This window comes from Flavobacterium sp. WC2509 (genome assembly GCF_052683105.1).
Genome location: NZ_JBQZFG010000001.1, coordinates 3,015,293 through 3,032,019, shown reverse-complemented (window position 1 = coordinate 3,032,019; position 16,727 = coordinate 3,015,293). Strand labels below are relative to the sequence as shown.

Here is a 16,727-nt window from a genome sequence, read left to right as displayed (position 1 = left end):
TTTACTCGTATTAATACCCAGGATTCTGTGGTAACCCAACTGGATCCAGATTTCTTTCGCTTTGTGGAATTGGATACAAGTTATTGCGTTCTGAAACAGTATTTTTAGCTGTTACTTTTTTCACTTCACTAACCAAAACTCCCCAACGCACTAAATCAAACCATCTTTGTCCTTCTTGTACAAATTCTTTTTTACGCTCTTCACGAATTGCAGCTCTTAACTGATCTGTTGTAAGTCCAACTAAATCAACAGTTGCATCAGGAGTAGTTATCGCTTTTCCAAAAGCTCTTCTTCTTATTTGATTTACATATTCAATAGCTTCTGGCGTTACCCCAGACTGCTCATTGATTGCCTCTGATAATGACAATAAGATATCGGCATAACGAATAATTGGGAAATTAATAGCGACATTACCTGGTGTAGCCAAATTGGTAACATCTAAGTATTTACCAAAAATAGGTTTCGGAAAAGTATATAGTGTTCCAGTCGCAGGATTTAATAATTGCTTTTTATAACTCACATCTCTCCTAGTATCACCTGCTGCATAAATATCATAGAACAAAGCTACATCCGAGATAATATCTGCTGGTTCTGTAGCGGTAAATCCTGTAAAAGATGTTCCTTGAAAAGAACTTCCGCTTGAACCATTACTTGCTTGATTTGGTTCGAACTGAACAGAAAAAATATGTTCTTTACCATTCTTTTTTGCTTTATTGAATACATCTGCAAAACTTTCAAAAAGTGCATATCCATAGCCTCCATTAATAACCTCTCTAGATTTAAGAATAGCATTTGCCCAATCTTTTCTTGTCAAATATACTTTCGCTAAAATCGCTTTTGCTGCTCCCGAAGTAGCACGCCCAGCATCATTGGCAGCATAAGTAGATGGTAAACTTTCTGCTGCTTTCAAATCCGAAATAATCTGTGCATAAACCTCATCTACAGTAGCTCTTTTTGATTTTAAGCTTTCAATATCGATAGAAGTTGGTTCATGTAAAACAATCGGAACTCCTCCCCAAAGACGAACTGCCTGAAAGTATAATAAGGCTCTAATAAATTTAGCTTCATTAATCAATCTTGTTTTTTTAACATCAGTTCCTGCTACTTTAGGAATATTATCAATAGCCACGTTCGCTCTATTAATACCGTTATAAATTTGGCGCCAAGCTACTTGAACACGATCTGATGTCGCATCATGAGTCAAACTACTTAATGCTCTTACCTGAGGATTCGTTGCCGAAACTCCAGCCGCAGCATAATCTGAAGCCATATCAGTTAGGAAATAAAGGTTTCTTCCGAATAAACTTTGCTCTCCTGGATCAATATTTAAAGAGGCATAGACAGCAGTAATACTGGCAGTGGCATCCGCCTCGGTTTTAAAGAAATTATCTTCAGTTATAAAAGAGGTAGGTGTGACCTCTAATTCTGTGCACGATACAAACAGACTAGCACTTAGTATGAATGTTATTATTATTTTTTTCATCGTTTGATTTTTTATTTTACTTAAAAAGTTACGTTCAAGCCCGTGATGAATGTTCTAGAATTTGGATAGGCACCAAAATCAATTCCGGGATATAAATTGTTTTGTTCATAAGAACTTACCTCTGGATCATAGCCAGTATATTTAGTCCATGTAATTAAGTTTTCAGCAGACACATATACTTTAATACTTTGTGTTCCAATTTTTGATGTAAAACTTTTTGGGAATGTAAATCCGAAAGTGATTAATTTCAATCTCAAAAAGGAAGCATCTTCAACATAACGCTCTGTAAGAATTCCTACTGGAGAGCTAGATGCTCTAGGGATTTCATTACTTGGATTTGTTGGAGTCCAACGGTCTACTAAAGCTTCGGCAGCATTAGTTCCAAGTGTAGAAATTTCTAATTGTTGGTTTAAGGCATTAAATATTTTACCACCGTAAGCCCCTTGGAAAGAAAAATTCAAATCGAAGTTTTTATACGAAAGTGTATTTCCAAAACTTCCAACAAATTTAGGCTGTGAACTACCTAGATCACCTTTATCTGCAGCTGTGATTGTTCCGTCTCCATTAGTGTCTACATATTTTCTGTCCCCTAATTTCGTATTCGCAAGACTGTTTATTTTAGGTTGTGTATTGATCTCTTCTTGAGTTTGAAAAATACCATTGGATTGGTAACCCCAGAAAGTTCCTAGAGGCAATCCAACTTTTACGATTACAGGTTGTTGCTGTAATAAAGTACCATTTGGAACTACTGGAAAAAATTGATCCACTCCATTTCCAATTTCAAGTACTTTGTTTCTATTAGCTGAAAACACAATGTTCGAATTCCATGAGAAGTTTTCTGTTTTTATATTTTCAGTAGTCAAACCAACTTCAACTCCTTTATTTTCAACTCCTCCAATATTTTGAAGAACTGTAGCATATCCTGAAGTCAATGGAACTGGTACATTGATAAGCAAATCATTTGTTTTCTTGTAGTACACATCAAAAACAAAATTTATTTTTCTATCCAATAACGATAAGTCTAAACCTAAATTATATTGATCTGTTTTTTCCCATCTCAAATCTGGATTTGCCAAACGTGTTGGTGCCAATCCTGTATATACTGTACCTCCAAATGCATAATTAACAGAACCAATAGAAGCTAGAGAAAGATAATTTCCAATTTCCTGATTTCCAGTTGTACCAGCACTTAACCTAAGTTTAGCATCACTTACTACACTTTTGATACCTTCAGCAAAATTTTCATCGGTAATGTTCCAAGAGAAACCAGCTGATGGGAAATACCCCCAAAGTGATTCTGAACCAAATCTAGAAGAACCATCCGCACGTGCTGAAACCGTTAAATTATATTTTCCTTTATAAGAATAATTTACTCTGGCTAACCACGATTTTAATATACTTTCGAAAGCATCACTATAAGGTTTTACTGCAACACCATCTTGTAAAGCGTTGTACGTATTAGCATCATTTACAAAAGTATTTGATCCTGCATTTACCACTTCCCCTTTTGTATATTGAAGTGTATATCCTGCCAAAGCTGAAAACTTGTGGTCTTCACCAAAATGTGTATTGTAGTTTACCGTATTTTCGTTTAATACAGTACCTACTAATCTATTACCAACTGAAGCAACTCCATTAGTACCAGCACCTGGTGTAGTTGTAGATGGAGCATAATAATTTTGTTTCGTATTAATCACATCTCCACTAACAGCTACTTTAGCAGTGATTTCTTTGTTTATTTTGTATTCACCAAACAAACTAGTCAGGATTCTGTCAATTTTAGTTTCATTGGTTGTGTTTTCCAAATCATTAATTGGGTTACCAATAATACCGTTAACAGCTGTTGAATAAGGATTATTCGTAAGATTATAACTTCCGTCAGCGTTTCTGATAGGAACAACTGGAGGTTGATACAAAGCAACAACTAATGGATTTGGTTGTCTACCACCACCGTTACCATTATTGGTTCCAATACCGTTTGTTAGTGAATTACTATAATTAACATTCACACCAAATTTGAAATTTTGAGAATAGTTTCTTTCATAATTAGAACGAAGAGAAATTCGTCTAAAATCAGAGCCAATTACAACTCCTTCCTGATCAAAATAACCTGCTGAAACAGCGTATCTAGAACGATCATCACCACCAGAAAATGTCAATTGATGGTTTTGAACTTGAGCCGTTCTAAAAGCTGCCGATTGCCAGTCATAATCACCTGAAGTTTTTAGTGCCTCTATTTGAGCTGCAGAAAAAGAAGGTGCTTGACCAATACTTGCTTGAACGTCATTACGCAAACTAGCCCATTCGCTAGCATTTAATAAGTCAATTTTTTTTGAAACATCTTGGAATCCAATATATCCTTGATACGAAATATGATCTTGTCCTTTGACACCTTTTTTGGTAGTAATAATAACTACACCATTAGCACCACGTGAACCATATATAGCTGTCGCTGATGCATCTTTTAAAACTTCAATAGATTCAATATCACCAGGACTAATTGTTGATAATACATTGACACCCGCTCCAGCATTAGATACTCCCGCAGTACCATTATTATTATCATTATAAATTAATATTCCATCTACAACATAAAGCGGTTCATTACCAGCGGTGATTGAGTTTCCTCCTCTAATACGAACACTAGAAGTAGCCCCAGGTCGTCCTGAACTTTGAGTTACAACTACCCCTGCCACTGCACCTCTTAATAAATTATCTGCAGAAGAAGTGACCTGATTTAGATTTGCTTTTGGAACTGAGGAAACTGCTCCTGTAATGTCTTTTCGTTTTTGAGTTCCATACCCTACTACTACTAATTCATTAAGTTCCTGAACGTCTGCTTTTAAATTGATGACTACTGGACTTCCATCAACAATAACTTCTGCTTTTTTATAACCTATGTAGCTCACAATTAAAGTATAAGGAAATCTTTGTCCAGTTTGGAAATAAAATTTTCCTTCTGAATCTGTTACAACCCCGTGTGTAGTTCCTTTTATATTTACTGAAACTCCTGAAAGTGGCTGGTTGGTTATTGCATCTTTTACTGTTCCGTCTAATTTAGAATTAATTAATGGCGTTGTTTTTTGCGCATAAATTCCAAAAGAGAATAGAAAAATGCCAAGCCACGAAAGATTATATAATATTTTTTTCATTACTTTGTTTTGGTTTAATAAATAAGGAGTCCGAAAGCTGATTTATCGACTTTCTATCCTTTTTGAGATGAACATTCTTTTTTTAAACTTCGCCATTTCTGTTGCCGCAGAAATGGCTTTTTTTTATCTACAACAACACATTTGTTTTTTCATTTTATTTCTATTTTTATTATTACTATTTAAATTATTTTTTTATCAGAAAGTCATATCACAAACACTCAAAATAATTTATATGTGTTATAATAAATTATTTTAAAGAGGATTATTTCGAAATGTAAATGATTATAAATTGAAAAGCTCTAACAGCAACAACACATTCGACTAAGAGTGTCGAACAAAAAGGATCCTTGCGTGATCAAAAAAGGGGTATTTTTGATTGTTTCCAAAATATTAGTATTAAGATTTATTATAGTTTTTTAAACTCTACTATTTCTATAGACAAAAGTAAGTTAAAATTTCAAACCACCAAAAAAAATCATAACTATTCACAAAAAAAATGTTAATTTAAAATTTACTCATATTCAAATACTTATAAATCAATAATATATGAATACAATATTTTTAATAATCTGAGAATATTTTTTTTTGTAATACCTGAAAATTATCAAATCCAAAACCAATTCTTACATAAAAAAAACAGCATTATCATTAATGATAATGCTGTCATACTATTTCTAACGAATACTATTGGTAGTCAATTAAAATTGCATTTTATTTCTTCTTTTTGTAATCTTTATGAAATCTTATATTATTGTTTACAGCGTTTTTTTCTAAAGCACCATCATCACTAGCCCAAGAAATTTTAACCGCCTTTTTAATAATTCCTACTTCTATAGGTGGAATTATATTACTATTTATTTGATTCATATTATTTAGTATTTAAAATATTATTTTGATATTTTTTAAAAAGAATTTGGAAACCAAAGACTCGAACCAAATATTACAATTTGATTTTGAATATATCATCCAAAGTTGTTTTAGCGGCATGATAACCGCACATTCCGTGAACGCCGCCTCCCGGAGGTGTTGAAGAAGAACAGATATAAATTCCTTTTGCCGAAGTTCTATAAGGAGAAACACGCAGAGCAGGACGAGTAAATAATTGCCCAATATCAATGATACCACCATTAATATCTCCTCCAATATAATTCGGATTATAAGCTTCTATCTGTGATGAATTCATTGTGTTTTTAGCCAGAATCTGATCTTTGAATCCAGGCGCAAAACGTTCTACCTGATTTTCAATAGCAGCCGTCATATCAACTGTCGAACCGTTTGGCACATGGCAATACGCCCAAGCGGTATGTTTACCTTCAGGCGCTCTGGTAGAATCAAATAGACTTTGCTGTGCCAGTAGTACAAAAGGTTTTTCAGGATGTCCGCCTGATGATGCCAATTGTTCTCCAGCAGCTATTTCTTTAAAGGTATTACCCAAATGAACGGTTGCTGCCTTATTGCATTCTGACGCAGCAAAAGGTATTGCACCATCTAAAGCCCAGTCAATTTTAAAAACTCCCATTCCATACCGATAGCGTTCCAATTGCCATTTGTACAAAGGAGAAAATTTCTCTCCAGCTATTTGCAGCAATTGTTTTGGCGTAACATCAAACAAAACTGCATCCGAAGAAGGCAATTGATCTAACGATTTTACCAAAAAGTTAGTTTCAATTTTTCCGCCAAGGGAAATAAAATAAGAAGCCAACGCATCGGCAATAGATTGTGAACCTCCTTTTGGAATAGGCCAGCCATGCAAATGCCCGACTGCTGATAAAACCATCCCAATTGCCGCAGAAGAATAATTCGTCAGAGGCTGTATCGAATGCGCTGTCATTCCTGCCCATAAGCCTTTTGCCTTTTCTGTTTCAAATTTTTTGGCAATCCAGCTCGCTGGCTGCATCGCTTTTAAACCAAACTGAGCCAGCAGCAAAGGATGCTTTGGAATACCCAAAGGTCCTAAAGTATCATCCACAATCTTAGGCCAGGATTCTACCAAAGGTTGGATAAGATCCAAATAAGCCTGTCCATCTTTGCCTAATGACTTAGCCGTTTCTTTAATAGAACGTGATAAAATAGCAGCATTGCCATTATCAAAGGGATGAGCAGCAGGCAATGGCGCATGAACAAATTCTAATCCATGTTCGTGTAAAGGCAGATTAGCAAAAAATGGCGAACCCATTGCCATAGGATGAATAGCTGAACAGATGTCATGCTTAAAGCCTGGCAAAGTCAATTCTGCAGTACGCATACCACCGCCAATAGTGGGTTTGGCTTCCACAATCAATACCGAGAGACCTGCTTTCTGTAAAGTTATAGCCGCAGACAAACCATTAGGTCCGGAACCTACTACTATGGCGTCAAAATCTTTTTTGCTCATGCTTTTAAATTTCTAAAATGATTTTATATCACTTTGTTTTCCTTCATACAAAGGATATTTCCTGTCTTTTTTATCCAATACTACATAAATGGAATCTTTATGTTCATTGATTCCAGAAAGAATTATTCTGGTTTTTGTCGGTCTTTCGTAATGAAGAATTTGCCTTTCCTCTTTGTATACCTTATTTTTATTAAACAAAGTAAGAACCTTTTTTATAGTATCTTCTTCATAATAGAAATGACGTCTTCCTCCACCAGTTCCTGCCGATTCATAAGCTCTATCCACATCTTTAAATTGTTTTCCTCTCCCCGCTTCTCCATGAATAGTAAAGGTATTGAATACTGAATAAGATATCGTTGACCATTTTTCGAAAGTTACATTTTGCCATCTCAAGGAATCCACAGGCGAATAAGCTAATGGTTTGTTATTCAATTTGAATTCTGAAACCTGATACAAACCTCTGGCATCAGTTAATCCAGGTCTTGAAGGAACTTTATACGAATCGTGTTTGTAATTGTACCAATGCAAATACCCACTCAAAATAAAATAGAAACCAAAAACAAAGGTTTTCAATCCAATGCGTAAGTACCTTTGCCATTTTTCTTTGAATGGAAATTGATACACATTTAAAGAGGTACTTTTCTCATTTACAATCAAATTCCAGATTTGCGGTAAATAACGCCACAACACAAAACCTCCTGCAATTACATAAAATGAAGCTGCCAAATGAATTCCTCCATCATAAGCGTGGTTGACAAAAGCAATATTGCCAATCATTGCAAAAGCTAAAGCCGCTCCCCAAAAACGGGTTTGCCTGAAAAAAAGCAAAGTCATAATCAAAAGCTCCGCAAGTCCTGCAAAAATTTCGTAATTATGAACAAAACTCAGCTGAATCCAATACAATTTCTGGGCTGTAAAATCTCCGTAATTAGTATTGAGTTGAGTCAGAGCCAATTCTGGCATTTGCGTTGGAAACACTTTTGCAAAAGTAAGTCCATTCAGTTTTATCAGCATCGAATAGCTTACTGCAACAGTAATAAAATAGTATAGTACTCTGTAATTCTTTGATTTTTTATCAAAAAGAGTCCATATTGCACCACCGACTATTCCAATTAAAAGCGCAAGCCCCCAATTGATGTAACTGGCGATACCAAATGTTCCGCTTTCGGCATTCAATTTTAGAAAACTCACATTCGACTGGGCTATCGAACCAATATCTCCAGCCCCTTTATTGTTTTCTACAATTTTAATCGGATTGAATCCGGAACCGCTTAATTCACCAATATTTCGAATGTGCAAATGACTCCAATCTGTTGTAAACCATTTGGTATAAAAATCAATATCCAAAGGAACTACCAGTAGAAAGAAAAAGATAAATGCAATTCGGAACGCAATTTTTTCAGTATTGGTCCAATCCTTATTTTCTTCGGTTGGATTATCGGAATTGTTCTGAATTTCTTCTTTTTGAGAAACTTCAACTTTATCAATAGAAGAATCTTTTTGCTTATCAGAATCCGATATTTCGTTTATATTTTTAATTATTTCAGACATAATCTTATTTTATTTTTAATGAAATTCCGGCACTGGTTTTCTGCCATCTTTAAGAAGCGGTAATACCGAATTGTCTTTATCTAAAACCACATAAATAGAATCTTTGAACTCATTGGTACCCCACAAAATAATTCTCGATTCCGAAGGTCTACTGTAATGCAAAACCTGTTTTTCCTTTTTGTCGGCCTTATTCTTATTTTGCAAATGCAATATGTGATTAATAGTATCAGCTTTATAATGATACCATTTTCTTTCGTTTCCAACGCCTGATAGTTCCCAATTAATACCTATATCTCTTTTGGCAGGATTGCGTTTATGTTTTTTATTACTGCCAAATCTTCTAACATCGCCTTCCCAGTTAAAACTCCATTTCCCATCATACACTTCTCCTAATCGAGGATAACTTCCTGCTGCAAACATTTCAATTTGCTGTGGTCTATTCACTACTTTAAAACTTAAAGAAGACCAGTCTTCAAAAGTGACATCGTGCCAACGAATTGAATCATTAGGAGAATACGGTACCACTTTTCCATTCAATTTAAACTCGGTTACATTATAATATCCTTTCGAATTTTCAAGGCCGGGTGTATTTGGAATTTTATAAAAATCATTGTGCGTAAAAGCATATACCTCTAAACCAAAAAACAGAATCACAAAAACAAAATTGAAACCATATTTTACAGTAAGTCTGGCATAATTTTGCCATTTTACCGGGAATGAAGGATAAAAAGTTTCGATTTTAACATCTTGTTGCTTCACGATCAATTTATAAATTCCGGGTATATAATACCAAAACACAAATAAGGCGATCATAGCCATACCAGCACTTGGAACTTGTTCTCCAATATCATAAGCGTGATTGGCGATTGCAATATTTCCGAATACGACGAAGGCCAAAACTGCTCCTACCGGAATTGTTTTTCTGAATAGTAAAAGAAACCCGGCAAGGAATTCTGCAAAGCCTAAAAAAACTTCATAATAAGGAGCAATTCCTAGTGATTCCCAATACAATCTTTTGGCAAAAAAATCAATAAAATCAGTATGCTCCAATCCTACATTTGGAAAAGGCATTTGCATGATAAAAAGCTTTTTGTAGCCCCACGCAATTCCCGCATAAGCAACACGATATCTGGCAAAAACCCGAACCCAATAATACAATACCTGATATTCTTTTTTACCTTTATCAAAGGCTGTCCAGATCAAACCTCCTATAATTGAGACTATCAAAACAAAAGGAAAATTGACGTAACTCTCCAATCCAAAAAAACCACTTGCAGAAAATATATTGATAAACTGCGGATTGTAAAAAGCCACAATTTCTGTAAGGTTTCCATAGCTTATATGAGCGTAATCCAGATTATATAAGAATTGGTAAAAACCCAAATCCCACGGAATACAAAATATGCTAAAGAAAATAAAAGCTATTCGGAATATGATTTTCTCCGAATTCGTCCATTCCCGTTTTGATGGTTTTGTTTCATCAATCTCCACTGCTGGATTTGATTCTACCTTTGTAAAATCAATCGGAATTCCCTCTGGATTGTTTTCTATATTTGAAATTAATTGAGACATAATCTTAATTATTTAAAGGATTTATCATCTACAGTTTTATCGGTTTTCTACGTCCTTCAAACAACAAATACTTTTTGTTGATTCGATCCAAAACAGCATAAACAGAATCCTTTTTCTCATTTATTCCTTTTAGAACAATCGTAGAATCATTTACCTGAGTGTAATTCAATACAAACTTTTCGTCCTGATGATGCTTGTTTTTATTTTCTAATAAAAGAGAATGCTTAGTACCACCAGTCTGATATGAAAAATAACGTCTGCCTCCCACTCCTGCTGATTCGTAGTTTCTGTCTTTGTCGTTTTCATGATATCCGTCGGTTGGCGAAGCATCAATTGTAATTGGTTTTGCGGTTTTGATACTAAGGGTTGCCCATTTTTCAAAAACTACATTTTGCCATCTGTCAGGATTGGTGTTAGAATATGGAATCACCTTATTGTTCAGCTTAAATTCACGTACATTATAATAGCCATAAGTTCCTTTCAATCCTGGAGTTACTGGATATTTATAAGATCCTCCTGTGTAGTTTGCGTAGGTTTCCAAGCCTAACAATACTACAAAAACTAGAGCAGCAGTTTTTAATGCAAAACGTGTTTTATAAAGTGTGTCCTTACCAAAATTGGGAATGAATTTATTTGCAATAGTGTACTTTCCTGAAAATAGTAAACTATTCAATCTAGGTAAATCATAAACCACTAAAAATAACGCAATTAATAACAAGAAAGCACTATAAACATCTTCTCCAATATTATAAGCGATGTTAGCTGCAAAAACATTTCCGATGAATCCAAAAATAAGTCCTGCACCAAAAGTGGTTGTTTTTCTGCACAACAAAAGCAATCCAGCCAATACCTCTACTGCACCAAGAAAACTCTCATAAACTTGGGTAATTCCTATGGTATGAAAATAAATTTTCCAAGGGTAAAAATCTCCATAGTTTGTATGCAGATTACTAAGCGATGGATAAGGAATCTGTAATGGGAATAATTTAATCAATCCATAAGCAATAACTCCAATTGCCAAACGATACCGTAATCCCACACGAAGCCAGTAATATAAAGTATCATAATCTCTTTCTTTACGGTCAGTGGCTGTCCATACATATGTTCCCAAAGCTGCAATAATCAACACAACTCCCCAATTGGCATAGCCTGTTAATGAAAAAAATTGTGGTGTATATCTTGTCAGATTAAACAAATCATAGAAATTAAGATGCAGCCAATCGATAGAGAACAGCTCGCGATAAAATTTCCAGTCTAATGGCAAAATTTGTAGAGCAAAATATAGAATAAAAAAGCGCAAGGCTATCTTTTCATAGTTCTTCCATTCGGAAGACGGATTATTTGAAATATTTAAAAAACTCATACTATTATATTTTAAATGATAAAATTCTAGTGATTAGTAAAAAGGATTTGGAGCCAGCAAGGGATCTAACTGCGTTTGAACTATTGGAATAGGAAATACCAATTCATAATCGGCCACTTTTGTATTTGGATCCAATGCTTCCAGTACCGTTTTGGCTCTGCCTGTTCTTACTAAATCAAACCAACGATGACCTTCCCAAGCAAATTCAACTCTGCGTTCATTTTCGATTGCTAATAAAATTTCGTCTTTAGTAACTGCTGTAGATGGCGCGATTTCAGCTCTGTCTCTCACTTTATTAAGATCACTCAATGCTCCTGTAGCTGCAGATAAATTATTCAATTGCGCTCTTGCTTCAGCTCTGATCAGGTACATTTCTGCAATTCTGAAAATGTAAGCAGGATCTGTAGCAGGAAGCCTGTAATATAAATTACCGTACCAAAGCGTTGTTCCTCCTTGAGTTACGCTTCCTATTAATGCTTTTCTTCCGCCAGAAAGAGCTGCATTATTTAAGAGCTGCACAAATTTGTCATTCGGCGCATAACGATAGGTTCCTCCTTGTGTTGGATGCTGCATTTGTGCACGGATTGTACTCGGATTGATAGCACTGTATTCTAATTCAAAAATAGATTCTGCTGTACCCACAACATTACCAGCAAACCAAGAACTGTAAGGTTTAAGCAAAGTATAATCTGCGGTTTTATCAATTAATTTAGTCGCATATTGTTCTGCTAATGCCCATTCTTTTTTATAAAGATGCAGTCTGGCTCTCAATGCCCAAACGGTTCTCTTGGTAGCTCTTATTCTGTTAACTCCATCTGGCAATAATACTTCCGCCTCTTCCAGATCTTTAAGAACCTGTGCATACGTTTCTGCTAAAGAACTTCTGCTTACTTTTTGTCTGTCCTCAAATGAATTAGTTGGCTCTAAAATAATCTGCACGCCCCCCCAGGCTCTCGCTAAATCGAAATAAGCCAAAGCTCTTATAAATTTTGCTTCGCCCACATATTGTGCTTTAAGAGCTGGAGTCAGCAATGGATCCTGAACACTAGGAACTTTGGCTATTACTTGATTTGCTCGATTTATCGTTGAATAAATAGCAACCCATGAAGTATTAAATAGCGGATCATCGGCTCTAAAGTTTACATTCACAAGGTTTGCCGCACCTCCGGTAGTAAGGTTTTTTACATCTCCACTAGGAAAATAACCTAATGTCACATAATTTTCACCATAATATCCGCTGGATGCCAATTGTCTGTAAACCCCTCTTAATGCTGTTTCGCTAGATCCTTTATCAAATATTGGATTTTCATCAGAAACTGCATTTAATGGTTCTGGTTCCAATATATCACTACATGATGCAAACAAAGAAATAGTTATTAATGCTAAAATGGTATGTTTTAAAGTTTTCATCTCGTAATTATTAAAATGTGATTAAAAAGTTAGATTTAAACCTAACTGAACAGTACGCGGCTGTGGTGGTGTTCCGTAATCGTACCCTTGAATGTTACCCGTCCCTAAATTTGACTCTGGATCTGAACCTGTATATTTAGTAAACATCAGCAGGTTGCTTCCTGTAAAATAAAGTCTGAATTTTTGGATTCTTAACTTGTTGCTAACTTCTTTAGGCAGCGTATATCCTACTGTAAGCGCACGTAATCTTATGAATGAACCATCTTCCAAAAAGCGGCTGTTTTCCTGTCTGGAATAGTTATCAGCAGTTAATCTTGGTGTATCTGTTATTTGGCCTGGAGTAGTCCAACGATCCAATTGGCTTGCCAATAAAACTCTGTTGGCATCTAATGTTCCTCCTGTTTCTCCTAACATTCTGTTATGGTTCCAAATTTCATTTCCATAGGAATAAGTAAAAAATACACCTAAGTCAAAATTTTTATATTGGAAAGTATTATTAAAACCTCCGAAGAATTTAGGCCATGTATTTCCAACAATCTGACGGTCATCTGCGGTAATTTTTCCATCTTTGTTGTAATCTTCAAAAACGGCATCACCTGTTTGAGGATCAACATACAATTGTTTGTAAAGCCAGTAAGAATAAAGTGGTTTTCCTTGTTGTAAACGAATCAAATCTCTTCCTGCAAAAGGAATATCTGCTGGAATTTTTTCGATTTTATTAATGTTTTGTGAGATATTAAAATCCGTTTTCCAAGTGAAATTTTTGTTTTGAATATTCACCGTATTAATTCCTAATTCAAAACCTTTATTACTTATTTCACCGTAGTTAGTTAAGTAAGACGAAAAACCGGTTGTTGCTGGAGTAGCAATTTGCAGTAAAACATCAGAAGTATATTTTTGATAATAATTAAACTCCAAATTTATTCTGTCGCTAAATAATCCTAATTCCAAACCAGTACTAAACTGAGCTGTTTTTTCCCATTTTAAATCTGGATTGGCGATTTGCAAAGGAGCTGTTCCTGGTCCTTCACTGCTGCCCACTTTATCTGAATAACCATATCCTCCATTCCAAAGTCCTTGTGAAGCAAAGTCTGCAATTCCAGTCTGATTACCTGTTAATCCATAGCTGATTTTGTATTTCAAATTGCTAATCTGCGATACATCTTTTAGGAAACTTTCTTCTTTAATTCTCCATGCAGCACCAATGGCAGGAAAATAACCCCACTTATTATTCTCTCCAAATCTTGATGAACCATCAGCTCTTATTGTAGCCTCAAGATAATACTTCCTGTTATAATTGTAATTTACTCTTGAAAAAAAGGATAATAATCCGCTATTAGTCGTAAACTGAGAAGCAGTTTGAGTAGCTGCAGAAGATATTTGTGTGTAGCTGTTGTTTGGAAAATTGGTTCCTGTTGCTGAAACATTCTTAAGTTCAACATTTTGTATGGTATTACCAATCAATATTCCTAAATTATGATCCCCAAATGCTGTATTGTAGTTCAGCGTCTGCTCATTAATAGCAGTAGTTGATTGTGTTACACTTTCAGATCCTCTACCGCCCGCAGCTCCTAATATTGTTCTTGTATCCCAATATTCATTTTCATCGTATAAATTATAATCTAAACCAAAACTAGAGCGAAATTTAAGCTTTTTGGTAAAATTGACATCTAAATAAGCGTTTCCAATATAATGATAACTCGTTGACCATAAATTAACTGTACTGGTTAACACATCAATATTATCAAAATTAACCCATTTCAGAGGCGTTCCATCCTGAGCAAAAATTGGCAGATAAGTTGGAATATTCAATGATGCCTGCAAGAGTGTTCCATTTCCGCCATTAGCAGGTCTGGCCTGATCTCTCTCACTTTTTGAGAAAGTATTACTAACACTAAAAGAAACACTATTATTAATTTTGTGATCTATATTAAATTTAAAACTGGCTCTGTCAAATGACATTGGTTTCCATATAGATTCCTGAAAAGTATAACCTCCTCCTAAATAGAATCGGGTAGTATTGGACCCTCCCTGAACAGCCAAATCATAATTGCGTAATTCTGCTGTCTGATTCAAATAAGCCATCCTATCGTAAGTAGGCTGATTTTCTGGTAATCCTCTTCCTGGAACTCCATTTATCACTACTGAAGCTGGTCTGAAAGGCTGAGCAGTACCCATATTTTTATTATATTCATTTACCAATAGTGCATGTTCTGGTCCGGTAGTAGTTTCCCAAATTTTATCTTTTGGAGCCCATGCAAAACCTCCTGAAGTATTGAACTCAATTCTTGTTTTTTGTTCAAAAGTCCCTCGTTTTGTAGTTACAATTATAACTCCATTAGCCCCTCTTGAACCATAAATGGCAATAGCACTCGCATCTTTAAGAATTTCAATACTTTCTATATCTGATGGATTAATATCGGCAAGTGGTGAGGTTGCTCTGTCCTGTGCGATATTCTGCAAACTAGCATTATTAATAAATACCCCGTCTACAACATACAATGGATCATTACCTGCATTAATAGAAGTAGCTCCTCTTACACGGATAAAAACATCAGAACCTGGCACCCCTGTATTCGTATTTACCTGAACACCTGCTGCTTTTCCTTGCAATTTTGCATCAAAACTAACATCAGGTATTACTCTAAGTTCTTCTGGATTTACTTTAGAAACGGATCCGATTAAGTTTTGACGTTTTTGTGTACCATAACCCACAATAACAACGTCATTAAGTTCTTTTACATCCTGCGATAATTTAATAAAAACAGGGCTTCCGTCAACTTGTACTTCTTTTTTCTTATAGCCTATATAGCTTACAATTAAAATATAAGGAAATTTTTGTCCGGTTTGGAAATAAAATTTTCCGTCCAAATCTGTTGAAACTCCATGTGTTGTTCCTTTTATAACTATAGAAGCTCCAATAATGGGTTCGTTTGTAATTTGATCTATTACTTTTCCTTCGAGTCTAGATTGAATAATGGGCTTCGTATCTTGCGCATGAATTACAAATGAGAATAGAAAAATACCGAGCCATAAAAAATTGTATATTATTTTTTTCATTACTTTGTTTTGGTTTAATAAACAAGGAGTCCGAAGGCTGATTTATCAACTTTCTATCCTTTTTGAGATGAACATTCTTTTTTTAAACTTCGCCATTTCTGTTGCCGCAGAAATGGCTTTTTTAACTACAACACATTTGTTTTTTTCATTTTATTTTTTTTAATTATTACTATTTAAATTGATTTTTTATCAGAAAGAAATATCACAAACATTCAAAATAATTCATATGAATTATTTTGAAGTGATTATTTCGAAATGTAAATGAGTATAAATTGAAAAGTTCTAACAGTAACAACAAATTCGACTAAGTATGTCAAATGAAAAGGATCCTTGCATGATCAAAAAAGAGATGTTTTTGATTGTTTTCAAAATATTGGCATTAAGGTTTATTATTTTTAAACTCTACTATTTCTATAGACAAAATTAAGTTAAAGTTTTAAACCACCAAAAAATATTATAACTTTTTATTAAAAAAATGTTAATCAGAATAATAAAATGAAATATACTTTTTTAAATAAAACACAAAATACTGAATATCAATTATTTAAATTAAAGTTTATTTTAATATAAAAAAGAAGTGCAAATCCCATTTTAACATAAGCTAAGATTTATATACAATTTTAAATCCCTATTTGTAATTATTTTTTAATTTAAAATAGAGTTTGACTTTAATTAATAGGAATTAAGAAGAAGTATCATATTGCCTTTAGTTTAATCGCGAAATTGCATCCAAAATCACTTTTATTCTCCATTTTCCAAAAA

9 protein-coding genes are annotated in these 16,727 nt (G+C 34.4%); all 9 read right to left on the bottom strand.

Going from position 1 to position 16,727, the window contains the following annotated elements:
* Positions 1-10: 10 nt before the first annotated feature.
* Positions 11-1,483 (bottom strand): RagB/SusD family nutrient uptake outer membrane protein, encoded by a 1,473-nt coding sequence (locus ACUN3A_RS12660; RefSeq protein WP_445551649.1) that lies wholly within the window; start codon positions 1,481-1,483, stop codon positions 11-13.
* Between the two features lie 20 nt (positions 1,484-1,503).
* Positions 1,504-4,635: a SusC/RagA family TonB-linked outer membrane protein gene (locus ACUN3A_RS12655; protein ID WP_445551648.1), complete on the bottom strand. Its 3,132-nt coding sequence runs from the start codon at positions 4,633-4,635 to the stop codon at positions 1,504-1,506.
* Between the two features lie 711 nt (positions 4,636-5,346).
* Positions 5,347-5,502, bottom strand: a complete 156-nt coding sequence (locus tag ACUN3A_RS12650; protein ID WP_445551647.1) for a hypothetical protein — start codon at positions 5,500-5,502, stop codon at positions 5,347-5,349.
* A gap of 73 nt (positions 5,503-5,575) precedes the next feature.
* Positions 5,576-7,009: a phytoene desaturase family protein gene (locus ACUN3A_RS12645; RefSeq protein ID WP_445551646.1), complete on the bottom strand. Its 1,434-nt coding sequence runs from the start codon at positions 7,007-7,009 to the stop codon at positions 5,576-5,578.
* A gap of 12 nt (positions 7,010-7,021) precedes the next feature.
* Positions 7,022-8,560, bottom strand: a complete 1,539-nt coding sequence (locus tag ACUN3A_RS12640) for a hypothetical protein (protein WP_445551645.1) — start codon at positions 8,558-8,560, stop codon at positions 7,022-7,024.
* Between the two features lie 15 nt (positions 8,561-8,575).
* A complete protein-coding gene (locus ACUN3A_RS12635; RefSeq protein WP_445551644.1) occupies positions 8,576-10,132 on the bottom strand; it encodes a hypothetical protein in 1,557 nt (518 codons plus the stop codon).
* 28 nt (positions 10,133-10,160) lie between these two features.
* Entirely contained in the window at positions 10,161-11,495 is a 1,335-nt protein-coding gene (locus ACUN3A_RS12630; protein WP_445551643.1) for a hypothetical protein, read from the bottom strand.
* Between the two features lie 33 nt (positions 11,496-11,528).
* Positions 11,529-12,905, bottom strand: a complete 1,377-nt coding sequence (locus ACUN3A_RS12625; RefSeq protein ID WP_445551642.1) for a RagB/SusD family nutrient uptake outer membrane protein — start codon at positions 12,903-12,905, stop codon at positions 11,529-11,531.
* Positions 12,906-12,926: 21 nt separating this feature from the next.
* Complete coding sequence (locus ACUN3A_RS12620) at positions 12,927-15,965, bottom strand: SusC/RagA family TonB-linked outer membrane protein (protein ID WP_445551641.1); 3,039 nt, start codon at positions 15,963-15,965, stop codon at positions 12,927-12,929.
* Positions 15,966-16,727: the final 762 nt, after the last annotated feature.